Consider the following 24,622-nt stretch of genomic DNA (forward strand, 5'->3'; position numbering starts at 1 on the left):
CCATTATGACAAGTATCCATCCTCAACAGGTTTTTGCAAAATCCATTCTGCTCGCTGATGGCTGGCAGGAAAATGTCTTGTTGGAACATGATTCTAATGGCGTCATCACTAAAATCAAACCACAAAGCGAAAAACCGAAAAACTTTAGTGGCAAAGTCATAAATGGTGCAGTAATTCCGGGGATGGTCAATAACCATTCTCATGCCTTCCAGTGGGCTATGGCTGGCCTAGGTGAGGCAAGTGGCGATCTGGTGGATGGCAAGAGAGACAGTTTTTGGACGTGGCGCAAGGCTATGTATGGCTTTGTTGAGCAAATTGAAGCCGATGATTTAAATCACATCGCGAGCGCTTTATACATGCAGATGTTAAAAGCGGGTTATACGTCAGTTGGCGAGTTCCACTATCTTCACCACAATAAGAACGGTGGTTTTTACGATAATCCGGCTGAAATGTCTTTGCAAATTTATGAGGCCGCTAAGCAAAGTGGCATCGATGTTACTTTATTGCCCGTATTTTACCGTTATAGCGGTTTTGGTAATCAGGCACCTACTGAGGGGCAGAAACGATTTATTCACGACCAAGAGGCTTACGGGCGCCTTTTAGAGCAGGTTCATGCTTTAGCGAGTGACTATAATCAAAGCTATGGCATCGCGCCGCATTCTTTACGTGCGGTTGACCGCGCCGATCTTGAGTTTGCGATTAAAACTTTGCGCGCACAATCTGAATCTGCACCAATCCACATCCATATTGCGGAGCAGATTAAGGAAGTTGACGATTGTTTAGCCCATTACGGACAGAGTCCGATTGAGTGGCTTTATAATAATTTAAACCCTGATGATAAGTGGTGTCTCATCCATGCGACACATCTTAACGAGCAGGAAGTTAGCAATATTGCAAACTCCAAAGCTGTTGTATCGATTTGCACAACTACTGAAGCGAATCTGGGCGACGGCTTCTTTTCTATGAATAGCTTCAAGTCGCAAGACGGTCGCTGGTCGATTGGTAGTGATAGTCATATTTCGGTAAGTGCTACAGAAGAGTTGCGCTGGTTGGAGTATCAACAAAGACTTCTCGAGCATTCGCGCACAGTGTTGGTTGACCATTCTAATCGCTCCACAGGCCACTATTTATGGACACAGGCGGCGAAAGGCGGAGCACAGAGTTTGCAACAAGCGGTAGGAACCTTGGCCGTGGGTTATAAGGCAAACTTTATAGAATTGAATACAGATTCGCTACCCCTTATTGGAAAGTCCCAAGAGCAGCTTCTCGACGCCTTTATCTTTAATCACCAGTTTAGTAATGACGTCATTGAGTCGGTTTGGGTTCGAGGGCAGAAGTTTGTCGAAAAGGGTCAACACATTTCAGAAGTCGATATCAGCCAGAACTTTAAAGCGACCTTGAAGCGCTTAAGCGCTACTTAATGAGGCCGCTTAGAATCTGACTGAGTTTTTTAGGCTCAACCGGTTTTGAAACAAAATGTGCTGTGTCGAGGCGCGATAGGGTGTCTGACTCTAGAACTGAACCGTCATGGCTTACCACAATAATGTCAGGTTTATTTTCCATCAGCTCTAGTTCGCTGGTGAAGTTTTCAAAAGAAAAAGCATGATCGTCCTTCAAAAACTCCGAATTCACTAGAATCGCATCGTAGCTATCGTGTCGTATCTTTTGCAAGACAACTTGCTTAGTAGTGGCTTTATCGACCGTGACGCCCAGCTTATTTAAATAACCAATAAGCACCATTTTGTCGATTGGATCTGAGTCATAAACCAATACTTTAAGATCTAAGCCCAGTGGCTTTATCTGCTCTGGCTGACTCTTTTTATCAGAAAGGACTAGGGTGGTTAGCGGTATTTCAAAGCGTATCTCATCACTAAGATAGATATATTCTCCACCAAACTTTTTTAATAAATGCTTGGCTGAGATTAACTGGATATTATTACTGTGGATGGTAACGGGTAGCTCTTCTCTAAATTGAAATAAGCTTTGTTCTTTAACTGCATGCTGAAAGGTGTCTGATTCTGACGAAAAGGAAACCCTTAAGATAGCGCTGTCTTGAAAGTCCTGCCTCAAGTCAAAGTGAATATCCAAGGTGTGGTTTGCGCAAATTTGTAATAACTGCTGTAACGTTAAACGCAGCATTTGCTTAAATGCTTTTTCGTCTATTTGAACCTGATGATTCATTCGGTTGCCGCTAAAAGACTCTTGAATTAATGTACTGTTCTCACGAGCTAGGGGCGATAAGTCGGCAACGATTTTAGCAAGTAAATCTCGACACCAAACGGCGTGATTGGCTTTGTGGACGGGCTGTTTTATGATCTCGTAAAACAGCATTAAGCTGTTGACTGAGCTATTAAAATCTTGCTTTGTGATAAAACCAATAAACTCGTGCAACTCTGTGTTTGCATCCAGTCGAGCCTGCTGAACTTCTGATTTTAAAACGCTTAATTTATGCCGCAGATTTTGTGTTTTGATGACATGGTGCTCGATTGAATCCATCAAGGTAGTGCCTTCTTCCGTATTGATGCTTCCTTTAAAGTCTTTAATGGTTTCGGGTTGATTAAGCACCTTAATCATTTTATTGACCACTTTAACTTGTGAGACCTGTCTGAATCTGACAAAAGCCCAGAGAAGGGCTAGAGGAATAATTAACGCGAGGTTCAATAGAATATAGCTAATATTTTTATGGGATTCACTGTAATTAAAAGGTGTGAGGCCTATTTGTATTTGCCCCAAGCGTCGACTGCTGGCTTCTTGTTGCTCAAGAATTTGCGTCGGTATGATGCTAAGTTGAGACGAACCAAAGGTCTGGGTAATATCTTTTTTTATCGTGTTTATTAGTAAGTCGTGGTGAATACCAAGAAGCTCTCGGTTGTCAATTTCTGCAACGGTAGTTCCTTGAGTATCGACCACACGAAAAAAGGCAACGTCTGGGTTGCCTTTTAGAGGCTCTAGCGTTGTTTCTAGTTCGGCTTTGTTACCAAAGTTCAGCCCATACTCTATTGAAGAGGTGAAACTTGCTAATAGAAATTGACAGAATTTGTCTTGTTGAAAACTATAGTTTTTATGTTGGGATTGATAAAAAAAGTAATTTACAAATAGTAGCAAGCATAAAAATGCAGCGGCAAAAGCCAAGCTGTGTTGATGCGTGAGTTTTACTTTTTTCAAAGGTCTTTCCCTAACGGTTTTAATTATGGCAACGTCAATGCGCACTATGGTCAGTACTTAATTATCAGAATGTAACTAATTGATAAGGGAAAGTCCATGAAGTTAAGGCGTTGGGTTAGGCCTAGGGCAAACAAATGCCTATACAGAAAGTAGGTAGTAACCTTAGAAAAGAGTGTTTCAAAGGAGAAATCAAGCGTGCTCTGAACGCTTATGTTTCTACTAAATTATTTTTCGAAGCGTTCTGAGTCGTCTAAATGTTCAAACTAATCGAGGCGGTTCGAGTCAACTAGGTTTAATGCTGACTCTAATGAGTCTGCTTGTACTTCATATTCAACCCGATTATCTGTACCGAAAGCGCCGGACCAATTATCTGGTGGTGCGATTGGTGATAGCTCCAATAGTTGCCAGCTTGCTTCGTCTATTTCTTCAACTTCACCGCTATAGTATTGTATTTCAATACATTCTTCGTCACGGTCTATTGCAACCACTTCAAAAGCCTCATTCAAGTCTAGGCGTTTATACCATTGACCTCTTTCAGCCTTAATAGCGTGTTCCACGTTTCCTCCTAGTAACGAGGGTTTTGCTTCGTTACTTTTGTTAGGAATAGATTACCATGTTGGTTAAAAAATGCACGGATATTGAGACCGGATTGTCGAGCAGTTCTATATTTATAAAACTTCAATGAGTGGCTTTGCTAGTAATCAACTGGGGATTTTTTTACAATGCTTTCACTAACAGACCAACTAGTATGTCAATTTATGATAAAAAACACTAAGGGAACTATCCTCGGTAGCCTTTTGCTTTCAACCTGCTTAGTAAACACGCCTGCAAAGGCTGCTGAGTGGAGTGGGGTAATCTCTACTGAGGGACGTTATTTCTTCAAGGAAGGCGACTTTGGACAAAAACAATCTGAGTTTTCAATAGCTATTGAGCCTGAGTTTTACCACCGCTGGGAGGACTCTGATTGGAGCATAGTATTTAAGCCATTCTTGAGGTGGGACAGTCTTGATGATGAGCGTACACATGCTGATATTCGTGAACTCATGGTTCGCTATGTTGGTGATGACTGGGAGCTCAAGGCAGGAGTCAGCAAAGTATTTTGGGGCGTTGCTGAGTCACAGCACTTAGTCGATATCATCAACCAAACAGACTTTGTAGAGAATATTGATGGTGAAGACAAATTGGGCCAACAGATGGTTGTTTTGTCTACAGAGCAGGAGTTCGGTCTAGTTGAACTGTTTTTGCTACCAGGGTTTCGCGAGCGAACGTTTGCTGGTGACGAAGGGCGTTTTCGATTCCCTTTGCCAATCAATCAGGATAATCCTTTATACACAGATGATGATGGACAGCATCGTTTAGACGGGGCTATTCGTTGGTCTAAGTGGGTGGGGGATTGGGATATTGGGGTGTCTCACTTTTCTGGTAACAGCCGTGAGCCGCTATTTACATTGGATACGTCTAATCCTACAGCACCACAATTACAACCCGTCTATACGACTATCGATCAAACGGGGCTAGATCTGCAAGCCACCAAAGGCGCTTGGCTATGGAAGCTCGAAGCTATGACGCGTTCAGGATTTGGTGAAGATCGCTACTGGGCTGCTGTCGGTGGTTTTGAGTATTCATTCTATGGAATTACCGAAAGTGGCGCAGATTTGGGCATGATTCTTGAATACCAAACCGATTCGCGCGACATTTTGCCAGGCGGTTATGAGCAAAATGACGTTGCTGTTGTTGGTTTTCGTTTAGCCATGAACGATATTCAATCAACCGAAGCATTGTTAGCATTTTCTTATGCCGACGGCCAAAGTTTTATGAACCTTGAAGCAAGTCGCAGGCTTGGTGATGATTGGAAAGTGGTTTTAGAAGGGCGAGTATTTACGGTTGACGAGGACAAAGGGCCTTATAGCAGTATTCTTTATCCTTTTCGAAACGATGATTATATTTCTTTAAGTTTCGAGCATTATTTTTAAGCTGTTATTTTTAAGGTCATAGACATTAGCGCTATTCGAGTTTTAGTTAAACAAAAGGCCAGTGGATTAAAAAACCACTGGCCTTTTTTGAGTTTGCTTGGATTAACAGCTAGCGTTCTCTTTCTCAGAAGATTGTTGGGCGACATCACAGCTGCTTAAGCCGCCAGTTTCAGTAGTTAAAATATATTGGAAGGTGTCGTCATCAACACCAAGTTTCAAAGCGTAGATCGCGCGATAGGTCATAACTTTCTTAATATAATCACGAGTCTCCGTATAAGGGATACTTTCAATCCAAATCTCGGTAGGGTATCGGCCGAATTCTTTCCACATATCAATGCGTTGTTTTCCTGCATTATAAGCAGCCGAAGCATAAATGGGGTTTTGCTCCATTTGCTTATATCGAAGCTCTAAGTAGCGGCTACCCATTTCAATATTAGTTTGTGGTTTCAGCAGATCACGACGGCTCTTATAAGGGATATTAAACTTTTTTGAGTACACTTTAGCGGTAGCAGGCATTACCTGCATCAAGCCATAAGCACCGGCTGGAGACACTGCTAATGGGCCATAAGCACTTTCTTGACGTGACACGCCCATCAACCACTGAGGTGGTAGATTTACCTTTTCTGCCATTTTAATATAGCTGTCTTTAAAGGCGGTCGGGAAACGGATTTCAGTATCATCCCAGTAGCCTGACTTGGCGATGGTGAGAATACCTTGGTTATACCAACCCCAAGAGTGGGCAATTTTTGAGGCGGCTTGTATTTCGGCATCACTATTCATGTTTTTGATCAAGTAGCGCCATTCTCTACTGGCATTAATATATCGCTCAAGTTCGAACAGTTCTTTGGCTCGCTTTACATTGTCACTATTTTTAACCTGCTTAAAGGTATCCTCAGGAATTGGTGCTGGTACATGGTTTAGCTTTAGCGGTTGTTCTAGTCTCGTGGCCGCTAGATAACCGTAATAGTCGCGTTTTTCTGCCAGTAGTTTCAGTGTTAATAGCGCTTCCGACTGATTTCCCGTTTTTTGTTGTGCAATTGCGTTCCAGTATTGCCACTGGTTACTGTTTTGCTGGTTTTTAGGGAGTAATGTGTATAGTTCCTTGATGGTGTCCCAGCGCTCACTCCTTAGTAACACCGCTAGCTTCCAATGATTCACTAAATCATCAGTAATAAAACTGCCTAAATTATCATTGTCTAACCACTCCAAGGCTTTGGCTCGGTTTTCTGTGGCCATGGCTAAAAATAGCGTGCGTTCCACTTCATCAATGTGGCTGGTCGAAAGTGGAATCCGGTTTCTAGTGTGTTGCCACACTTTGTAAGCGTTTTCCCTATCGCCCCAAGCAAGGCGCTTTATAGCGAATACTAGGATAGGAGCTTCCATCTCAGGATCGATCCCTGGGAAGAAGTTGCGACGATTGACGACACCAGGGTTCTTTTTAACCTTGACCCACATATCGGCAATGTATTGTTTGTCTTTGTCTAAAAAGCGTTTGAGGTATTTAACTAAACCAACAGATCCTTCATGGGCGGTGCGGTACAGTCGGTGGTAAGCGGTGTTGTGCTTGGGGTAGCCTGCTTTAATCCATTGGTTAAAAATATCATCACAGGCTTTGTGCTGCGATTTTGGAACGCTCCATAGGTCTTCGATATCATCAGTCAAGTCTTTGATTGAAGCGCCTTGTTGCAACTTGTGCTCTAAAATTGCACAGTCCAAACGAGGGTTCTGGCCATAACTGTAATAGTCTTTTAAGACATCGAACTCTTTTTTAGCCGCTAGATGGTTAATAAAATGGCTCTTAAGTTGGCCCGCAAGCGGTGAGTTGCTATAGGTTTTAATAAATTGGTCAATCTCTTTTCGTTTCGCCAAACTAAGATCGTCCAAACGCTCTTTATATTCTAAATAGGGATATAGCGGATAATCTTTTAAAGATTTCTTGAGCTTTTCATAAGTTTTAAAGTGCCCCTTGGCGAATGCTTTCTCAGCGGCCAAATAGGCAAACTGTTCGGGTGAATTGACAGACTTGGCTTTACTGCTGGTAGTGACTAGAGGTAAAGCAAAAAGGTAAGCAGTAAGTAAAGTGGCTGTGATCCGCATATTGCTCAATTATCCTTAAATAGAGTTGGTTTACTGAATTAAGACCATTATGGCTCAATCGATCGGTTCTTTGCGTAAAGAAGTGTAAGAAATTCAAAATATTGGCTTCTATATTCTCTTCTTAGAGCTGGCTCCGGCTAAAAAGTGCTATTGAACATTCCACAGGTTTAGATATCTAAGTGGCTGAGAGTTCAAATTGTTTGGGCAATATCAACAGCCAGTTAGCATACTTTCGGTGAATTGCACTTGTTTTTGCAGTATTAACTGTAATAATGTGTGCGCCTATTAGGAACGCCCACCAAGGGATCTGACCTGATAGGGTGTTCTGATGCGTTATACTAATGAGTTAGTAACCAGACATTTATTAAAAATTACAGTTTAAAACTGTGATAACAGATAGTTAGGTAGGTATATGGCAAAAGGTACAAAATACAAAGCACGTCCGATGGACGAGAATGGTTTTATCCATTACACCGATGAAGAGCATCAAATTTGGAGCGAATTAATGGCGCGCCAAGAGAAGCTGATTCAAGGTCGTGCTTGCCCTGAGTACTTTGAAGGTCTAGAAAAGATTCAATTACCAAAAGACCGCATTCCTCAGTTAGAAGAAGTCTCAAGTGTCCTACGCAAAGAAACAGGCTGGGAAGTCGCTTGGGTACCAGCGCTCATCAATTTCGATAAATTCTTTGCTTTATTGGCGGATAAAAAATTCCCTTGTGCGACTTTTATTCGTACTCGCGAAGAAATGGATTACTTGCAAGAACCCGATGTGTTCCATGAAATATATGGTCACACGGCGATGCTAACCAATCCGTATTTTGCTGAATTTACAGCGGCTTACGGTAAGCTTGGCTATAACGCCAGCAAGGAAGACCGTGTTTATTTAGCACGCCTATATTGGTTCACCGTTGAGTTTGGCTTGATTAATACTGCCGAAGGTCAGCGTATTTATGGTGGTGGTATTTTATCGTCTATCGGCGAAACACCACACAGCTTAGAAGATCCTGATGTAATCCGTGCACCATTCGATCCGATTGAAATGCTTCGCACTCCATATCGTATCGACATCATGCAACCGAAATACTTCGTTATTGACGATTTTAAGCAGCTGTTTGATTTAGCTAACGGTGATGTGATGGCGATGGTTAAAGAAGCAAAACGTCTCGGTTTACGTGAGCCACTATATCCACCAAAGGAAGAGCAAAAGGCGAGTTAAGTCTTGTGTTCTAAAGAAAGCCCGCGAGATTGTGAAGTGTCGCGGGCTGTTGCATAATATGGAGATAACTAAAGCACTGAAACTGCTTTAAAATTTTGATTTATGTTATTGAAATTAGACAAACAACTCATCCCAACGTTTATCGTTGCGGCTCAAATACGCGCTCAGTGGAGCAAAGCGTAGGATTAATTATTCTTTTTTAAATATTTGTATAACTAGGTCTTTTGGGCATGAATAACGGTATATCGAGCTCTGTATTGAATAAACAAAGGCGAACTGAGTCGATAGCAATCCCAAAAGAAATGTAATTTCACCTCACGTGAGGAGTTTTTAAAATGACTGATACTACTTTTAATCCACTTGGAACCGATGGTTTTGAATTTGTTGAATACTCAGCGCCAAATGCTGAAGGTATTCAAAAGCTTAAAGATTTGTTTGAGCTATTGGGCTTCACTGAAGTTGCTAAGCATAAATCGAAGGAAGTTTTCTTATACCGTCAAGGCGATATTAACTTTTTGGTTAATGGTGAAAAAGAAGGTTATTTCAACGAATTTAGCCAACAGCATGGTCCATGTGCTTGTGCCATGGCGTGGCGCGTTGAAGACGCGCAGAAAGCATTACAATATGCTGTAGAAAATGGCGCAAAAGAATTTGATAAAGAAGAACACAATGCGCACCCAGGCGTTTATGGCATCGGTGGCTCGGTTCTTTACTTTGTTGATAAATGGGGCAAAGAAGACAACATTTATGACGCTGATTTCGACTTCTACGAAAACGTTGAAAAGTTCCCTACAGGCATGGGCTTGCATACGCTTGACCACCTAACGCACAACGTTAAGCGTGGTGGTATGGATGTTTGGGCAAGTTTCTATGAAAACATCGCAAACTTCCGTGAAATTCGTTATTTCGACATTGAAGGTAAGCAAACAGGCTTATTCTCAAAAGCTATGACAGGTCCTTGTAACAAGCTTCGTATTCCGATTAACGAATCAGCTGATGATAAATCACAGATTGAAGAGTTCATCAAAGAATACAACGGCGAAGGCATCCAGCATATCGCACTATCAACGGACGATATCTACGGTACTATTGAGAAGTTGCGTGAAGGCGGTATGGAGTTCATGGATACGCCGGACACTTATTACGACATGATTCCTAAGCGTATTCCTGAGCACCACGAAGACGTTGATAAACTTCGCAAAAACCGCATTTTAATCGATGGTTCGTTAGATCATGAAGAAGGTATCTTGCTACAAATCTTCACAAACACAGTGATTGGCCCGATTTTCTTTGAAATCATCCAGCGTAAGGGTAACCAAGGTTTCGGTGAAGGTAACTTCAAAGCCTTGTTCGAGTCTATCGAGCTAGATCAACAGAAACGTGGAGTAATTTAAGATGCGTAAATGGATCTCTTTCCCGCATAAGGAAGGAACCATTTCGCGCCAAGCACACGCTGATTTACCAGAAGAAGCACCATACGAGCGTGAAGCAGGGCGAAGCGGTTTCTTCGGTCCAACGGCTCATTTCCACCACAAGAACCCACCAACGGCGTGGGAAAAGTGGGAAGGGCCCTTGCGTCCGCGTGCCTATGATTTGAATGAGTTGGATAAAAACTCTAATTCACCTTGGGGCGCTGAAAATTTGTTATACAACGCTCATTGTAAATTCCGTATTTGGAATTGTAATGAAGCCATGCTGAACCTCGCTCGCAACGGTGATGGTGACGAATTATTCTTCGTTCATAAAGGTCAAGGCGACTTGTTCTGTGATTATGGTCATCTGGAAATCCGTGAGGGTGACTACGTTGTCATGCCTCGCGGAACTATGTGGCGCATCGAGCCACAAGAACCAATGACGATGTTGTTAATCGAGGCGACAAACGACAGCTATCAGCTGCCTGAGAAGGGCTTAGTTGGACCTCAGGCAATCTTTGACCCTGCGATGCTGGACGTACCAAGCATTAACGATAAGTTTAAGGCGCAACAAGATGATACGCCGTGGACAGTGGAAATTAAGCGTCGTGGCCAGTTATCGCGCGTTCAATTTAACTACTCACCGTTAGATGCAATCGGTTGGCATGGTGACTTGTCGGTTGTGCGTATTAACTGGCGTGATATTCGTCCATTAATGTCACACCGTTATCACCTACCGCCATCAGCACACACAACCTTTGTCGCTAGTCGATTTGTGGTGTGTACTTTCGTGCCAAGACCGATTGAGTCTGATCCAGGCGCATTGAAAGTTCCTTTCTACCACAACAATGATGACTTTGACGAGGTCTTGTTCTATCACGCAGGCGACTTCTTTAGTCGTGATAATATTGATGCGGGTATGGTGACATTCCACCCATCAGGCTTTACTCACGGGCCGCATCCAAAAGCTTTCGAAGCGGGGCGTAAGCATGCTAAGAAAGAAACGGATGAAGTGGCGGTAATGCTTGATACGCGTGATGCGCTAGAAGTTGGCGATGCGATGGCGAGTGTGGAGAATCCGGACTACTGCAATAGCTGGAAAGCTTCTGAGTAACGAGTAATGGTCTTTTCTGGCTTATACGTTGTTATTTAGCGTACTCAGTGAGTCATGTATTATTCATACACACCTCACTTCCGTGCGCTAAATGCCTCGTCTAAGCACGAAAATCCTCATTACTTGGCTAGGTCATCATAAAGCAGATGGCCTAAACGGTTGAATTTAGTGTTGTTGGGGCCATATCTAATGGCATCCACAATCGAATACACAAAGAATTTAGGAATATAGAATGAAATTAGCAACTTTAAGAGATGGTACTCGTGATGGTCAGTTAGTTGTTGTAAGTAAAGATCTGACAAAAGCAACTAAAGTTGACTACGTTAAGACATTACAAGCGGCTTTGGATGACTGGAATACTATTAAGCCAAAGTTAGAGAAGACTTATCAAGAGTTAAACGATGGTCAGATCTCTGACGCTATGGACTTTGAGCAAGAATCTTGTGAGTCACCATTACCACGAGCTTACCAGTGGGCTGACGGCAGTGCTTACGTTAACCACGTAGAGCTAGTTCGTAAGGCGCGTAACGCTGAAATGCCGGAAACTTTCTGGACAGATCCGTTAATGTACCAAGGTGGCTCTGATACCTTCTTAGGCCCTCGTGACAACATTAAAATGGCGAGCGAAGAGTATGGCATCGACATGGAAGCTGAAGTTGCAGTAATTACTGGTGATGTACCGATGGGTGCTTCAGCAGAGCAGGCGGAGAAAGAAATTCGTTTGTTGATGACCGTTAACGATGTGTCGCTTCGTGGCCTGATTCCTGGTGAGTTGGCAAAGGGCTTTGGCTTTTTCCAATCTAAACCATCTTCAGCATTTTCTCCAGTAGCCGTAACCCCTGATGAGTTAGGCGATAAGTGGGATGGTAAAAAAGTATACTTACCATTAAAAACACACCTAAACGACGAGCTTTTAGGCGCACCTGAGTGTGGTGTGGACATGGTTTTTGATTTTCCGACCTTAGTAGCTCACGCGGCTAAAACACGTCCGCTTTCAGCTGGTACGATCGTAGGATCAGGCACTATTTCGAACAAAGACCGCTCTGTTGGTTCTTCATGTTTGGCGGAAGTTCGCATGTTGGAAATCATTGAGAATGGCAAGCCAACGACACCATTTATGCAGTTCGGGGATCGTGTAACTATCGAAATGTTTGATGAAAATAACCAAAGTATTTTTGGTCAGATCAACCAAGTCGTAGAAAAGTACGAAGCATAAGACAACTGAAAGGAGCGGGTTTATGTTGAAGTTATATAGTTATTGGCGTTCTACTGCGGCTTATCGCGTTCGAACAGCGTTAAATATTAAACGACTATCATATTCCATCATCCCAATTCATTTGGTCAAAGATGGTGGAGAGCAGCATAAACCCGAATATGCCGAAAAAAACCCTCAGGAGTTAGTGCCATTATTAGACGATAATGGCAAGCTCTTGAGCCAATCAATGGCAATTTGTGAGTACATTGATGAGGCGTATGATGGACCAAAGTTACTTCCTAGTGAACCTTTCCTAAGAGCTAAAGTCAGAAGTGTATGCCAAATAATTGCTTGTGATATCCACCCTTTGGATAACTTGCGTGTATTGCAGTATCTAAAAGGGGAATTGCAAGTTAGTGATGAACAAAAGTCGACATGGTATGCGCACTGGATTTTAGAAGGCTTCAAAGCTTTAGAAGCTATGTTAGCTGAGTATAAAGCACAGGGGCCTTTCTGCTTTGGTGAAGAGCTGACATTAGCAGATGTTTTCTTAGTATCACAAATGTACAATGCTCGCAGATTTGAGGTAGACTTGAGCGACTTCCCAAGATTGGTAGAAGTTGAGCAACACTGCCTAACACTCGACGCTTTTAGTGATGCGAAACCTGAAGCGCAACCAGACGCTACATTGTAGTAAACGAATAAAAAATTGTGAAGAGAGAATTGATGAAATTAAAAACCACAAAAACATTGCTTGCACTCAGTATCGCGACACTAGTTTCAACATCAGTAGCAGCACCTTATGAGGTTGTTGACTTAGGTGGTTTAGGTGGCGATTTGAGTATTGCAAATGATATAGATTCTGCGGGGAACCCATTTGGTTTAGCTGACGCAGAAGTAGCTGATGGAACTAGTGAGTTTATTACGCATGCTGTTCAGTTTGACGAAAACCAACAGAATATTGATTTAGGTTCACTTCCTGACGGAACTGAAAGTTATGCAGTTGGCGTCAATGATCTTATGACTGCGGTTGGTTATTCTAACCAGATCGTAGAGCAACAGAACGACAACGGACAGACAATTAAAGTTATTGAGCACTATGCGGTGTTTTTTGAAAGTGGTGCTGTAACTAAGTTTCCGGAGCTAGAAAACCTTACTACTCCAGTAGCTCTTGATATCAATAATAATCAAATATCTATTTTGACAGGAAAATATGACGTTGATCCTGATGATGAAGTAGGTGGAGTTGATCGCGGTATTATCTACGACAGAAATGCAGATTTATATCAAGTCGTAGAGCCTTTTGCCGAGGGAGTTGATAGACGCTCCTATATTACGGGTATAAACAATGTAAATGACATAGTTGGCTTCACTGATAAAGAAGTTGGCGACACGGTTCAAATTGCTTCATATTTTGCTAATACATCAGACCTAAGTAATATTACAGAAATTGAGACAGTCGATAATAGAGCTATTTTTGCCATGGCTGTGAACGATTCAAAAGAAGTCGTTGGCAGTATTTTTATTCCTAATACTCGTGGACAAAGAGAAGCTTTTTATATCGATATGTCTGACAGTAGTCCTCAGCTAAAGTTTTTAGGCTTTTTAGATGATGATTTTAATGATTCTCGTGCACTGGCGATCAACAATGTTGGGCAAATCGTCGGCAGAGCATTAACATCAGCTCCTACGCTCAATGAGTCTGGTGCTTTTCTGTACGAAAATGATGAAATGAAAAATCTAAACGACCTTATCGCATGCGATTCTCCTTGGATTTTAACGGAGGCGAGAGCCATTAACGATGCAGGTCAAATTGTTGGTGTTGGTACTGTGGATGGTGAAATTAGAGCTTTCCGCCTGGATCCTACGGGTGAGCCAGTCGAAGAGTGCGGTGATACAGATCCGCAACCAAATGATGGTGGTGGAAGCGTTCCAGTTATCCTTCTAGGGATTCTTGTGGCTTTGGGCATAAGAAGACGTTTTTCTTAAGCTCTAGCTTGCAATAAAAAAGCCTCCATTAGGAGGCTTTTTTATTGGTGTATTTATTTCAAACTAAAAGTTACATATTCGGGTAGTTTGGTCCACCAGCACCTTCAGGCGCGACCCATGTAATGTTTTGGCTTGGATCTTTAATGTCACATGTCTTGCAGTGTACGCAGTTCTGAGCATTAATCACAAATTTAGGGTTGTTACCGTCATCGTCACGAACTACCTCATAAACTCCAGCAGGGCAGTAGCGCTGAGCAGGCTCATCGTACTTTTCCAAGTTCACCTCAATTGGAATGCTATCGTCTTGCAATTTAAGGTGAACGGGCTGATCTTCCTCATGGTTAGTATTTGAGACAAACACGGAAGAAAGTTTATCGAAAGACAGCTTTCCGTCAGGCTTTGGGTAATCAATTTTCTTACATTGATCCGCTGGTTTCATTTGCGCGTAATCCGGCTTCGGATCGCTCAATGTCCAAGGCAATTTACCATTAAAGATATTTAAGTCGATAAAGGCATACGCTGAACCTAGGAAGTTACCCCATTTGTGCTGAGCTGGGCCAAAGTTACGCTGTTGATGTAGCTCGCGCCAAGCCCAGGAAGCTTTGTAGTTGGCTTCATACTCAGCAAGCTCGTCATTGGCTCTGTTGCCGCCAAAGGCTGCCATAATCGTTTCTGCAGCGATAATACCCGACTTCATTGCAGTGTGTGTACCTTTGATCTTAGCGAAGTTCAAAGTTCCAGCATTATCACCGATTAAAAGACCACCCGGGAATGACATCTTAGGTTGTGACTGCAGGCCGCCTTTGGTCAGCGCTCGTGCGCCGTAAGAAATGCGCTCGCCGCCCTCTAAGTATTGCTTTATGACTTTCTGATGCTTGTAGCGCTGGAATTCATGAAATGGGCTCACATGCGGATTAGAGTAGGAAAGATCGGTAATTAAGCCTACAGCTACTTGGTTGTCTTCGATATGATACAAGAAACCGCCACCAGCAGAGCCTGACTCGCTTAATGGCCATCCTGCGGTGTGAACTACCAATCCTTCGTGATGCTGCTCTGCTGGAATTTTCCAAAGCTCTTTAATGCCAATTCCGTAGTGCTGAGGCTCTTTGCCTTCATCAAGGTTAAACTTCGCGATAAGCTCTTTACCTAAGTGACCGCGACAGCCCTCTCCAAACAGGGTGTACTTAGCGTGAAGCTCCATACCTGGCATATAACCGTCTTTTTTCTCACCATCTCTGCCAATTCCCATATCACCTGTGGCGATACCCTTGACTGAGCCATCGTCATTGTAAAGAACTTCTGAAGCAGCGAAGCCAGGGAAAATCTCAACACCTAAAGCCTCTGCCTGTTCGGCTAACCAGCGACACAAATTACCAAGGCTGATGATATAGTTGCCATCATTGTGCATGGTTTTAGGAACGAAGAAGTTAGGTATTTTTGTAGCTTTTTCTTCGTTTTTCATGAGGTAGATGGAATCGCCTGTCACTTTTGTATTCAGTGGCGCGCCTTTCTCTTCCCAGTCAGGGATTAGCTCATTCAATGCGGTTGGTTCGATTACGGCACCAGACAGTATGTGCGCACCGACCTCGGAACCTTTTTCTACGACACAAACCATCAATTCTTTGTCGCTCTCGATGGCTAGTTGGCGCAACTTGATCGCCGCTGCTAAACCAGAAGGGCCTGCACCCACTATCACAACGTCAAATTCCATAAATTCGCGTTCCACCTAGATCTCCTCTTAAAATTGATTAAAATTCAGTCAAAACATGGCTAAAATCACGATAAACTATTGACCTTCAGCCAGTAAAACGTCACCATTACGCCCTATTTTACAAAAGATAGGCGTTTAGATCGTCTATATTTGGCAGAGATTATACATACGATAGGGTTTTCATGAAAATTCTAGTTGCAATAAAACGAGTTATCGACGCGAATGTGAAGGTTCGTGTTAAGCCGGACAATAGCGGAGTAGAGACTGCTAACGTTAAAATGTCTATGAATCCATTCTGTGAAATTGCAGTAGAAGAAGCTGTTCGCCTAAAAGAAAAGGGTGTCGCTTCTGAAGTTGTCGCAGTATCAATTGGTAATCAACAGTGCCAAGAGACTTTGCGTACAGCATTAGCACTAGGTGCTGATAAAGCAATTTTAGTCAAAACAGACGATCAGCTAGAGCCATTAGCTGTGTCTAAAGTTTTAAAGAAGGTTGTTGAGCAAGAAGAGCCGCAAATGGTGCTTTTAGGTAAGCAGTCAATTGATGGTGATAACAACCAAACAGGCCAGATGCTTGGCGCTCTTTTAGGTTGGGGCCAAGGTACTTTTGCTTCAGAAGTAGAAGTCGAAGATGGTAAAACAAAAGTGACGCGTGAAATTGATGGTGGCTTGCAAACTATTGAGTTAAGCCTTCCAGCAGTTATCACAACGGATCTTCGTTTGAATGAGCCGCGTTTTGCATCGTTACCAAACATCATGAAAGCAAAGCGTAAACCTCTTGATGAGATTGCTTTAGCTGACTTAGGTGTTGATACGGCCAACCGTACAGAGACTTTAAGTGTTGAAAACCCACCAGAGCGTAGCGAAGGTGTTAAGGTTGAAACAGTGGCTGAGCTTGTTGATAAACTAAAAAATGAAGCGAAGGTGATCTAAATGACGACTTTAGTAATTGCAGAGCACAATAATAGCGAATTACAAGCTTCGACGTATAACACCATCGCAGCTGCGAAACAGCTTAGTGGTGAAACGGTAGTGCTAGTGGCTGGCCACAACTGTGAGTCAGTAGCTGAGCAAGCGGCTAAAGCAGAAGGTGTTGATAAAGTTTTATTGGCACAAGCTGACTTTTTAGAGCACTTATTAGCAGAAGACGTTGAGAAGGCTGTAATGGCGCAAGAGGGCGACTATTCGCATATCTTAGCGCCGGCTTCGACTTTCGGTAAGAATATGATGCCGCGCATCTCAGCTTTGTTAGACGTGCAGCAAATTTCAGACATCATCTCTGTAGAGTCAGATGACACCTTTAAGCGTCCTGTTTATGCGGGTAACGCCATTGCCACCGTTAAAAGTAACGATAGCAAAAAAGTGATTACTGTTCGCGCAACTGCTTTCGACGCTTTAGCGACTGAAGGTGGTTCTGCCGCAATTGAAAATGTTGATGCTGGTTCACATACGCCGTTGAGTAATTACGTCAGCGAAGAACTAACTAAGTCAGAGCGTCCTGATCTTGGTACAGCGAAAGTTGTTGTATCGGGTGGTCGCGGAATGGGTAACGGCGAAAACTTTGAAATGCTAGAAACACTAGCGGATAAGTTAGGCGCAGCTGTTGGTGCATCACGCGCCGCGGTTGATGCTGGTTTCGTACCAAACGATTACCAAGTAGGTCAAACCGGTAAAATCGTTGCTCCTGAGTTGTATATTGCCGTTGGTATTTCTGGTGCTATTCAGCACTTAGCGGGTATGAAAGACTCAAAAGTAATTGTTGCTATCAACAAAGACGAAGAAGCACCTATTTTCCAGGTAGCTGATTACGGCTTGGTTGAAGACTTATTTAAAGCAGTTCCAGAGTTGATTGATGCTCTGTAATTTTTTGCTTTAAGTGTTCAAGAAAAAACCGCCTTTTGGCGGTTTTTTTATGTTTTTGTTATTATCTTACTCGTCACAGATGCGCTCAACTTGTTTAGTATCGTATTCTTAAGTTCATTTTTTGACGAGCAAAAAACGAACCAAAAAACTCGCCCCTAAAAGTTAGGTCCTTTGGACTGCCCTCACAATTCAAAATTAATTGACGAGCCGCAAAACGAAACGTCCTGTTTCGTCTTTGCTAAATTGGGCTATCCCTGCCCAATTTGCTCTATAATTTTAAAATGTGAGGCTAACTTTTAAAGGGGGAACAAAGCGCTAATCTTCTAGGGCAGTGCACCGAGGGATGCTTTATTAAGCTGCGTTAGTAGATTCGAAAATCTTATCAGCACTAGCTGCGACGAAACCTTGGTAAAGCTCGCCGTTTTCCATAGGGAAGCGCTCTGCAAATTCATAGAAGCAAGTTCGAATAGGGTGTTTGCCGCCATTGAATTCCCAGTCGACGATGTTGGCCATGGTAGAGCTTTGCTTTAAGCAAACTTCTTCGTTGCCTTTAATTTCGCCGCCACTAGTGTTTAACTCAAATCCTTTGACTTTCAGGAATTCGTTTACAGCTTCAATGTTTTTCATGCCTTTAAGCTTATTGACTGACACTGTAAAGTGGTTGGCGCGTAGGCCAAAAGCGGCTAGCCATGCGGCGTATTCACTTTCTTCAAGTAGACGCTCATAAGCTTCGCGGGTTACTTTGCCCCATGGGCGAGAAGGGAGCGATAGGCCATTTTGACGAATATTCCAGTTTGCTTCGGCGATTAAGCCGCGGCAGAACATTTGTAGCTCAGCTGAAAACTCTTCTAATAACAACTCGCTAACGAAAATTTTAGGTGCGTCTTCATCAGTTTTGTGTTGGAAGTGTTTGGCGTAAAGCTTTTTCTCTTCGAAGTGATACTCACCAGCAGCTTCGTAACCGAACTGCTCAAGGTGTTTACCAATATTTTCTAAGTTCATAGCGCCTTCATTAAAGGTTCTTAGGGCTATGTGATCATTAATAATAGTATCGTCGCCCAATGCTTTGAATTCTTCGTGAATGGCTTTGGCGTCAGGCGTGATTGCTAAATAATCATTCCACAATGCGTCAAAAAGAGCGTTGTGATTTTGCGTGCTCATATCGTTTAAACCTACTTGTTTACAATGAGTGTATTAACTCTGGTAAGAGGACAGACCAATTGTACAATCATTGGGCTGTCCTTTTCAATCTTCGGGTGTGAATATGGTGATAGACTTTTAGATTTAAAGGCCCACTTTCCTAGAATTAAAGGTCTTTTACACTTTTCATGAAGTGTTTGAAGACACCTGGGTTTGCAGCAAGAATGCTTTTCGACTTTTCTTGGTATGGGTTACCTTTAACATCGCCAACAAAACCTCCAGCTTCTTTGACGATTAGGATGCCCGCAGCTGTGTCCCATTCGCTTAAACCGAATTCCCAGAATCCATCCAGGCGACCAGCGGCAACATAGGCCAGATCTAAGGAAGCCGACCCTGCGCGACGCATGTCGATACACAGTGGGAAGATGGTTTCAAAGTAAGTCAAATATTCGGATAAGTTTTGGTTACCGCGGAATGGGAAGCCTGTTGCTAGGACTGAGTTGTCCAATTTTTTCTTATCACTTACGCGGATGCGTGTGTTATTGAGCTGTGCACCACTGCCGTTAGAAGCCGTGAAGGTTTCGTCTTTAATCGGATCGTAAATCACCGCTGCGAGAGTTTTGTTCTTGTGCTTAACCGCGATTGATATGGCGAAGTGAGGGATTCCTAACAAGAAGTTAGTTGTGCCATCGATTGGATCAATGATCCAGACTGTGTCGCTTTCGCCATGTTGACCACTTTCTTCCGCTAAAATAGCGTGATCAGGATAGCTATACTTAATGGCATCAATAATGATCTCTTCGGCCTGCTTGTCGATATTACTAACGAAGTCGTTAGGGCCTTTACTTTGTGCAATAATTCGGTCGCGGTTAGCAAAAGCTTTCGCCACAAAATTTCCAGCACGCTCTGCCGCACGCACGGCAATGTTTTTGTACGCATTCATGTTGATACCACCAAAGTCAAAGAACAGTCTGTATAGGAAAAATTCGCTATAGAGAATAGGTTGCCCACAAAATTGGGCAAAAATTGAGCGCATTAGCGCTAAACGGTGCGAATCATAGCAAAAGTATTGGCTATAAAGAAGACTAAATTATTGTTTTTTTCAATATTTCACATTACTAGGAAGATAACTTTGATCATTTAATTGTGGGGTTATGAGGGGCGCTCTGATAATATAGCTTCTTGTAAATTAGCAACTTATCCAGACACTTAGTGAAATCGACACAACTGCATTCTGCACAGCAATTTTTAGATCAGATAAAGATTGTACTCTGCCAAACTAGCCACCCAGGCAATATCGGGGCTGCTGCGCGAGCCATGAAAACCATGGGCTTGAAGCATTTGGTGTTAGTTAATCCTAAGCAATTCCCATCAGAAGAAGCGGTTGCGCGTTCTTCTGGCGCTACCGATGTGTTAGAGCAAGCGACAATTGCTTCTAGCCTAGAAGAAGCGGTAGCAGACTGCCGATTAGTGATTGGCACAAGTTCTCGCAATAGGGCGCTTCCGTGGCCTTTGATTGAGCCACGCGAAATCAGCACTATTATAGAAAAAGAGCCAACTGCGATGCCTATGGCCATTGTTTTTGGGCGTGAAAGCACTGGTTTACACAATGAAGAGCTTCAACTTTGTCACTATCATGTTAATATTCCGGCCAATCCGGAGTATATGTCACTAAATTTAGCGGCCGCAGTCCAGGTGATCTGCTATGAGTGCCGGCTTTTAGCGCTCGCTCATGATGAAACTGAGTCTGATGCTAACCATGCAAACGATGAACTTGTTAGTGGTGAAAACAAAGCCACGGTGCAGCAGACTGAAGGTTTGTACCGACACTTTGAAAGTGTGATGACAGAAACGGGCTTTTTTGATCCTAAAGAACCAAAGTTGTTGCCAGCTCGGTTGCACAGGCTTTTCGCTAAGGCGCAACTTACAGAGGCTGAAGTAAACATTCTGCGTGGATTTTTAGCTTCAATGACGAAACACATTAAGTACCAGTCAAACAAGCAGTAATAGAGCAAGAGTAAGTTTAGTTAATAGTCCAGTTTAACGTAGTAACGAGGAGTAAGATGTTTTCTCGAATGAAGGAAGACATTAAAAGTGTTTTTCATCGCGACCCAGCTGCGCGTAACAATTTTGAAGTATTGACCAACTATCCTGGCTTGCATGCTATCTGGGCACATCGAGTTGCTCATAAATTATGGCGTGCGAACTGGAAGTGGTTAGCTAGGACTTTATCGACTTTGGCTCGCTGGCTAACTGGAATCGAGATTCATCCTGGCGCCAAAATTGGGCGACGTTTTTTTATTGACCATGGGATGGGCGTTGTTATTGGTGAAACGGCTGAAATTGGCGACGACTGTACACTTTACCATGGTGTCACTTTAGGTGGTACTAGCTGGAGTGAAGGAAAGCGCCACCCGACTTTAGAAAATAATGTAGTTATCGGCGCTGGTGCAAAAGTTCTAGGCCCGATTACCTTAAGCAGTGGGGCGCGTGTTGGTTCTAATGCTGTAGTGGTCAAAGACGTCCCTGCCGATACCACCATGATAGGTATTCCTGCGCGCCAAGTATCAGGCAAAAAAGACACTGAGCAGACAGTTTTTGAAGCCTACGGTATCAGCACTCACCAACAAGATCCTATTTCCCAAGCAATTCGCAGCTTGCATGAACATTCTCGTGCCTTAGAGCAGCAAATGGTGCTTATTGCGTGTGCCTTGAAAAAGCAGGGTATTGATTGCGATGAACTCGACTTGCCTGACGTAGATTGCGAATCTTTGACACGTTTTGACTCTAAAGATCCCGATGGCGTTTATGATGATGACGAGTCATCCAAGCCTATTGATAAACCCTCCTAAAAGGTGATTCTCAGGCAGTGAGCACTGTTAATGAGAATCACTAATATTTAACCTACTAAATTACTCGGTATTTATACTAATCCAAATGCAGTTAGATATAAGTAGAAGTAATTAGAAAATATATTCCTTTAGTTTTCAACGAGATAACGCCTATTGTTGGCTAGTGTCTATATTGGTGTAAAGTTGACTAAATTACTCGGGTATGAGATCATAAAGCCAATCAAGTAAAGGTACTGATATGAAGTTGAGCACTAAAGGACGCTACGCTGTAACAGCAATGTTAGATCTCGCATTGCATGCAGGCAAAGGTCCGATAACACTAGCAGAGGTTTCAGGAAGGCAACATATATCCTTGTCTTATCTGGAGCAGTTGTTTTCGCGCTTGCGAAAGGCCAATTTGGTCGATAGCATCCGCGGGCCTGGTGGTGGTTATGAATTAAAGCGCCCAGCGACACAAATTAGTATTGCAGAGGTTGTATTAGCGGTAAACGAACCCATTACTGCAACACGCTGTAATGGTAAAGGCGACTGCCAAGGTGGCGATGTATGTTTATCGCACCAGTTATGGTCCGAGCTAAGCGACCAAATTTATCAGTTTTTAAGTGGGATAACGCTCGATCATGTTATCCAGCGAGATTTTGTTCAGCAGGTTGCTGAGCGCCAGAACGTACGTTTTCGTGAGGAAGACGTTATAGCATTCGGCTAATCAGCGTTTTGGTTATTTTTGAATTGTGCTTTGAAATTTAGCGGAGAAGAGAATGAAATTACCCATCTATCTTGATTACGCAGCAACTACGCCAGTCGACCCGCGTGTTGCCGAGAAGATGGTTCAATACATGAGTGTTGACGGCATCTACGGTAACCCTGCTTCACGTTCCCACAAATTTGGTTGGGAAGCGGAAGAGGCTGTGGATGAAGCAAGACAGCATGTGGCGGATTTAATCAACGCAGACCCTCGTGAAATTGTCTGGACATCAGGTGCTACTGAGTCTGATAACTTGGCCATCAAAGGTGCGGCGCACTTCTATGGCAAGAAAGGCAAACACATTATTACTGTCAAAACTGAGCACAAAGCAGTTTTAGATACGACTCGTCAGTTGGAGCGTGAAGGTTATGAAGTGACTTACCTTGACGTACAAGAAGACGGTCTGATTGACATGGATGCATTTAAAAATGCATTACGTGACGACACCATCGTTGTTAGTGTTATGCACGTCAATAACGAAACGGGTGTGGTTCAAGACATTGAAGCTATTGGCGAACTATGTCGTGAACGTAAAATCATTTTCCATGTAGATGCAGCGCAAAGCGCTGGTAAATTGCCAATCGATGTGGAAAAAACTAAAGTCGATTTAATGTCGATTTCAGGCCACAAAATGTATGGCCCGAAGGGTATTGGTGTTTTATACGTACGTCGTAAGCCACGCGTGCGCTTAGAAGCACAAATTCATGGTGGTGGTCATGAACGTGGTATGCGTTCAGGAACTTTACCTACTCACCAAATCGTTGGTATGGGTGAAGCTGCAAGAATTGCTATGGAAGATATGGCAAAAGATAATGAGCGCATCATCAGCTTACGTGAGCGCCTATGGGACGGTGTTAATGATATGGAAGAAGTGTATCTTAACGGCCACGAAGAGCAGCGAGTAGCAGGCATCATCAATATCAGTTTCAATTTTGTTGAAGGTGAATCTTTGATTATGGCGCTAAAAGACTTAGCGGTGTCATCTGGTTCAGCCTGTACATCAGCAAGTTTAGAGCCTTCGTATGTATTGCGTGCGTTAGGACGTGATGATGAGTTAGCGCACAGTTCTATCCGTTTCAGTATTGGACGCTTTACAACGGAACAAGAAATTGATTACACAATTGAGCAAGTCCGTGAAGGCATAGTGCGTTTACGTGAACTCTCTCCATTGTGGGACATGTACAAAGAAGGTATCGACCTGTCAAAAGTTGAATGGCAGGCACACTAGGTTAGTTGGAGAAATTATTATGGCATATAGTGAAAAAGTTATTGATCATTACGAAAACCCGAGAAACGTTGGTTCTTTCGAGAAAGATGATACGACTGTAGGTACTGGCATGGTAGGCGCTCCAGCTTGTGGAGATGTGATGAAACTACAGATTAAAGTGAACGAGCAAGGCATTATCGAAGATGCTAAGTTCAAAACTTACGGCTGTGGTTCAGCGATTGCTTCAAGCTCACTAGTAACAGAGTGGGTTAAAGGTAAAACTGTTGATGAAGCGCAAGCTATCAAAAACACTGATATCGCAGAAGAATTGGCTTTACCTCCAGTAAAGATCCACTGCTCAGTGTTAGCTGAAGATGCGATTAAAGCTGCAGTTAAAGACTTTAAAGAAAGAAGTCAAAAGTAATAGCTCAATAGGTACAGGTTAGAATATGGCGATCACATTATCAGATGCAGCAGCAGAACGTGTGAAATCCTTCCTCGCATACCGTGGCAAAGGCCTCGGTGTGCGATTAGGAGTAGCGACCACAGGTTGCTCAGGCTTAGAGTACGTTTTAGAGTTTGTTGATGAATTAAACGACGAAGATATCCTTTATGAAGATAAAGGCGTAAAAGTTGTCATTGATCCAAAAAGTCAGCCGTACCTAGAAGGCACCCGCTTAGAGTTTGTAAAGGAAGGTCTTAACGAAGGCTTTGAGTTTGTGAATCCTAATGCGAAGGGTGAGTGTGGGTGTGGTGAGTCCTTCACTGTATAGTGATCTAAATTGTCAAAATGCTCCATAGCTTTGTTGGAGAAAGTAAAAGAAAATATTCATTTATTATTTATAAACTCCGTGTTTCTTTTACTTTTCCGCCGCGCTCTGAAGCATTTTTTCAAATTTAGAAGATCTTAACTAACCGAATAAAAGATCTATTAATTTTGTTCA

The 24,622-nt window shown here is 42.9% G+C and carries 22 protein-coding genes; 16 read left to right on the forward strand and 6 right to left on the reverse strand.

Features of this window, described 5'->3' with window-relative positions; translation table 11 throughout:
• Positions 1-5 precede the first annotated feature (5 nt).
• Positions 6-1,421, forward strand: a complete 1,416-nt coding sequence (locus DL796_RS09745; protein ID WP_110201524.1) for a formimidoylglutamate deiminase — start codon at positions 6-8, stop codon at positions 1,419-1,421.
• Here the strand turns inward: DL796_RS09745 and DL796_RS09750 are convergent.
• Both DL796_RS09750 and DL796_RS09755 read right to left on the reverse strand, forming a co-directional pair.
• Positions 1,414-3,165 carry a response regulator gene (locus tag DL796_RS09750; RefSeq protein WP_110201525.1) on the reverse strand — a complete coding sequence of 584 codons (1,752 nt, stop codon included), beginning with the start codon at positions 3,163-3,165 and terminating at the stop codon, positions 1,414-1,416. The two genes, DL796_RS09745 and DL796_RS09750, sit on opposite strands and share 8 nt — an antisense overlap.
• A 263-nt stretch (positions 3,166-3,428) precedes the next feature.
• Complete coding sequence (locus DL796_RS09755; protein ID WP_110201526.1) at positions 3,429-3,722, reverse strand: DUF6763 family protein; 294 nt, start codon at positions 3,720-3,722, stop codon at positions 3,429-3,431.
• Positions 3,723-3,923: 201 nt separating this feature from the next.
• Between DL796_RS09755 and DL796_RS09760 the strand changes: the two genes are divergently transcribed.
• Entirely contained in the window at positions 3,924-5,138 is a 1,215-nt protein-coding gene (locus DL796_RS09760) for a hypothetical protein (protein ID WP_110201815.1), read from the forward strand.
• Positions 5,139-5,240: 102 nt separating this feature from the next.
• On the opposite strand, the gene DL796_RS09765 is transcribed toward DL796_RS09760, so the two are convergent.
• A complete protein-coding gene (locus tag DL796_RS09765) occupies positions 5,241-7,235 on the reverse strand; it encodes a transglycosylase SLT domain-containing protein (protein WP_110201527.1) in 1,995 nt (664 codons plus the stop codon).
• Between the two features lie 412 nt (positions 7,236-7,647).
• On the opposite strand from DL796_RS09765, the gene phhA reads away from it, so the two are divergent.
• The 6 genes from phhA (at position 7,648) to DL796_RS09795 (ending at position 14,161) form a co-directional block, all read left to right on the forward strand.
• The gene (gene phhA / locus DL796_RS09770; protein ID WP_110201528.1) at positions 7,648-8,451 is read left to right on the forward strand and encodes a phenylalanine 4-monooxygenase; all 804 of its coding nucleotides are present in this window, start codon (positions 7,648-7,650) and stop codon (positions 8,449-8,451) included.
• 335 nt (positions 8,452-8,786) lie between these two features.
• A complete protein-coding gene (hppD, locus tag DL796_RS09775) occupies positions 8,787-9,845 on the forward strand; it encodes a 4-hydroxyphenylpyruvate dioxygenase (protein ID WP_110201529.1) in 1,059 nt (352 codons plus the stop codon).
• Between the two features lies 1 nt (position 9,846).
• Positions 9,847-10,977, forward strand: a complete 1,131-nt coding sequence (locus DL796_RS09780) for a homogentisate 1,2-dioxygenase (RefSeq protein ID WP_110201530.1) — start codon at positions 9,847-9,849, stop codon at positions 10,975-10,977.
• Positions 10,978-11,209: 232 nt separating this feature from the next.
• Entirely contained in the window at positions 11,210-12,193 is a 984-nt protein-coding gene (locus DL796_RS09785; RefSeq protein WP_110201531.1) for a fumarylacetoacetate hydrolase family protein, read from the forward strand.
• A 22-nt stretch (positions 12,194-12,215) separates the two neighbouring features.
• On the forward strand, positions 12,216-12,866 hold the full coding sequence (gene maiA / locus DL796_RS09790) for a maleylacetoacetate isomerase (RefSeq protein ID WP_110201532.1): 651 nt from the start codon (positions 12,216-12,218) through the stop codon (positions 12,864-12,866).
• 32 nt (positions 12,867-12,898) lie between these two features.
• A complete protein-coding gene (locus tag DL796_RS09795) occupies positions 12,899-14,161 on the forward strand; it encodes a DUF3466 family protein (RefSeq protein WP_110201533.1) in 1,263 nt (420 codons plus the stop codon).
• A gap of 70 nt (positions 14,162-14,231) precedes the next feature.
• Here the strand turns inward: DL796_RS09795 and DL796_RS09800 are convergent, their stop codons facing one another.
• Positions 14,232-15,887 (reverse strand): electron transfer flavoprotein-ubiquinone oxidoreductase, encoded by a 1,656-nt coding sequence (locus DL796_RS09800; RefSeq protein WP_110201534.1) that lies wholly within the window; start codon positions 15,885-15,887, stop codon positions 14,232-14,234.
• Positions 15,888-16,054: 167 nt separating this feature from the next.
• On the opposite strand from DL796_RS09800, the gene DL796_RS09805 reads away from it, so the two are divergent.
• Positions 16,055-16,804 carry an electron transfer flavoprotein subunit beta/FixA family protein gene (locus tag DL796_RS09805; RefSeq protein WP_110201535.1) on the forward strand — a complete coding sequence of 250 codons (750 nt, stop codon included), beginning with the start codon at positions 16,055-16,057 and terminating at the stop codon, positions 16,802-16,804.
• Positions 16,805-17,734 (forward strand): electron transfer flavoprotein subunit alpha/FixB family protein, encoded by a 930-nt coding sequence (locus DL796_RS09810; RefSeq protein WP_110201536.1) that lies wholly within the window; start codon positions 16,805-16,807, stop codon positions 17,732-17,734.
• 351 nt (positions 17,735-18,085) lie between these two features.
• Here the strand turns inward: DL796_RS09810 and DL796_RS09815 are convergent, their stop codons facing one another.
• Together DL796_RS09815 and DL796_RS09820 are read right to left on the reverse strand one after the other, a co-directional pair.
• Positions 18,086-18,895: a DUF1338 domain-containing protein gene (locus tag DL796_RS09815; RefSeq protein ID WP_110201537.1), complete on the reverse strand. Its 810-nt coding sequence runs from the start codon at positions 18,893-18,895 to the stop codon at positions 18,086-18,088.
• A 145-nt stretch (positions 18,896-19,040) separates the two neighbouring features.
• Positions 19,041-19,817: an inositol monophosphatase family protein gene (locus tag DL796_RS09820; RefSeq protein ID WP_110201538.1), complete on the reverse strand. Its 777-nt coding sequence runs from the start codon at positions 19,815-19,817 to the stop codon at positions 19,041-19,043.
• Positions 19,818-20,086: 269 nt separating this feature from the next.
• Here DL796_RS09820 and DL796_RS09825 point away from each other — a divergent pair, with 269 nt between their 5' ends.
• The 6 genes from DL796_RS09825 (at position 20,087) to iscA (ending at position 24,451) form a co-directional block, all read left to right on the forward strand.
• Positions 20,087-20,881 carry an RNA methyltransferase gene (locus DL796_RS09825; protein ID WP_227593055.1) on the forward strand — a complete coding sequence of 265 codons (795 nt, stop codon included), beginning with the start codon at positions 20,087-20,089 and terminating at the stop codon, positions 20,879-20,881.
• A 56-nt stretch (positions 20,882-20,937) separates the two neighbouring features.
• Positions 20,938-21,726: a serine O-acetyltransferase gene (gene cysE, locus DL796_RS09830; RefSeq protein ID WP_110201539.1), complete on the forward strand. Its 789-nt coding sequence runs from the start codon at positions 20,938-20,940 to the stop codon at positions 21,724-21,726.
• Positions 21,727-21,964: 238 nt separating this feature from the next.
• Entirely contained in the window at positions 21,965-22,432 is a 468-nt protein-coding gene (locus DL796_RS09835; protein WP_110201540.1) for an Rrf2 family transcriptional regulator, read from the forward strand.
• Between the two features lie 52 nt (positions 22,433-22,484).
• A complete protein-coding gene (locus DL796_RS09840; RefSeq protein ID WP_110201541.1) occupies positions 22,485-23,699 on the forward strand; it encodes an IscS subfamily cysteine desulfurase in 1,215 nt (404 codons plus the stop codon).
• A gap of 19 nt (positions 23,700-23,718) precedes the next feature.
• A complete protein-coding gene (iscU, locus tag DL796_RS09845) occupies positions 23,719-24,102 on the forward strand; it encodes a Fe-S cluster assembly scaffold IscU (protein ID WP_110201542.1) in 384 nt (127 codons plus the stop codon).
• A gap of 25 nt (positions 24,103-24,127) precedes the next feature.
• Positions 24,128-24,451: an iron-sulfur cluster assembly protein IscA gene (gene iscA, locus DL796_RS09850; RefSeq protein WP_110201543.1), complete on the forward strand. Its 324-nt coding sequence runs from the start codon at positions 24,128-24,130 to the stop codon at positions 24,449-24,451.
• Positions 24,452-24,622 lie beyond the last annotated feature (171 nt).

The sequence above is a fragment of the Kangiella spongicola genome (genome assembly GCF_003194565.2).
GTDB classification, from domain to species: Bacteria; Pseudomonadota; Gammaproteobacteria; order Enterobacterales; family Kangiellaceae; genus Kangiella; species Kangiella spongicola.

Coding starts and splice junctions, on each gene's coding strand:
- DL796_RS09745 (WP_110201524.1), top strand. CDS start 6: ATGACAAGTATCCATCCTCAACAGGTTTTTGCAAAATCCATTCTGCTC.
- DL796_RS09760 (WP_110201815.1), top strand. CDS start 3,924: ATGATAAAAAACACTAAGGGAACTATCCTCGGTAGCCTTTTGCTTTCA.
- DL796_RS09765 (WP_110201527.1), bottom strand. CDS start 7,235: ATGCGGATCACAGCCACTTTACTTACTGCTTACCTTTTTGCTTTACCT.
- phhA (WP_110201528.1), top strand. CDS start 7,648: ATGGCAAAAGGTACAAAATACAAAGCACGTCCGATGGACGAGAATGGT.
- hppD (WP_110201529.1), top strand. CDS start 8,787: ATGACTGATACTACTTTTAATCCACTTGGAACCGATGGTTTTGAATTT.
- DL796_RS09780 (WP_110201530.1), top strand. CDS start 9,847: ATGCGTAAATGGATCTCTTTCCCGCATAAGGAAGGAACCATTTCGCGC.
- DL796_RS09785 (WP_110201531.1), top strand. CDS start 11,210: ATGAAATTAGCAACTTTAAGAGATGGTACTCGTGATGGTCAGTTAGTT.
- maiA (WP_110201532.1), top strand. CDS start 12,216: ATGTTGAAGTTATATAGTTATTGGCGTTCTACTGCGGCTTATCGCGTT.
- DL796_RS09795 (WP_110201533.1), top strand. CDS start 12,899: ATGAAATTAAAAACCACAAAAACATTGCTTGCACTCAGTATCGCGACA.
- DL796_RS09805 (WP_110201535.1), top strand. CDS start 16,055: ATGAAAATTCTAGTTGCAATAAAACGAGTTATCGACGCGAATGTGAAG.
- DL796_RS09810 (WP_110201536.1), top strand. CDS start 16,805: ATGACGACTTTAGTAATTGCAGAGCACAATAATAGCGAATTACAAGCT.
- DL796_RS09815 (WP_110201537.1), bottom strand. CDS start 18,895: ATGAGCACGCAAAATCACAACGCTCTTTTTGACGCATTGTGGAATGAT.
- DL796_RS09820 (WP_110201538.1), bottom strand. CDS start 19,817: ATGAATGCGTACAAAAACATTGCCGTGCGTGCGGCAGAGCGTGCTGGA.
- cysE (WP_110201539.1), top strand. CDS start 20,938: ATGTTTTCTCGAATGAAGGAAGACATTAAAAGTGTTTTTCATCGCGAC.
- DL796_RS09835 (WP_110201540.1), top strand. CDS start 21,965: ATGAAGTTGAGCACTAAAGGACGCTACGCTGTAACAGCAATGTTAGAT.
- DL796_RS09840 (WP_110201541.1), top strand. CDS start 22,485: ATGAAATTACCCATCTATCTTGATTACGCAGCAACTACGCCAGTCGAC.
- iscU (WP_110201542.1), top strand. CDS start 23,719: ATGGCATATAGTGAAAAAGTTATTGATCATTACGAAAACCCGAGAAAC.
- iscA (WP_110201543.1), top strand. CDS start 24,128: ATGGCGATCACATTATCAGATGCAGCAGCAGAACGTGTGAAATCCTTC.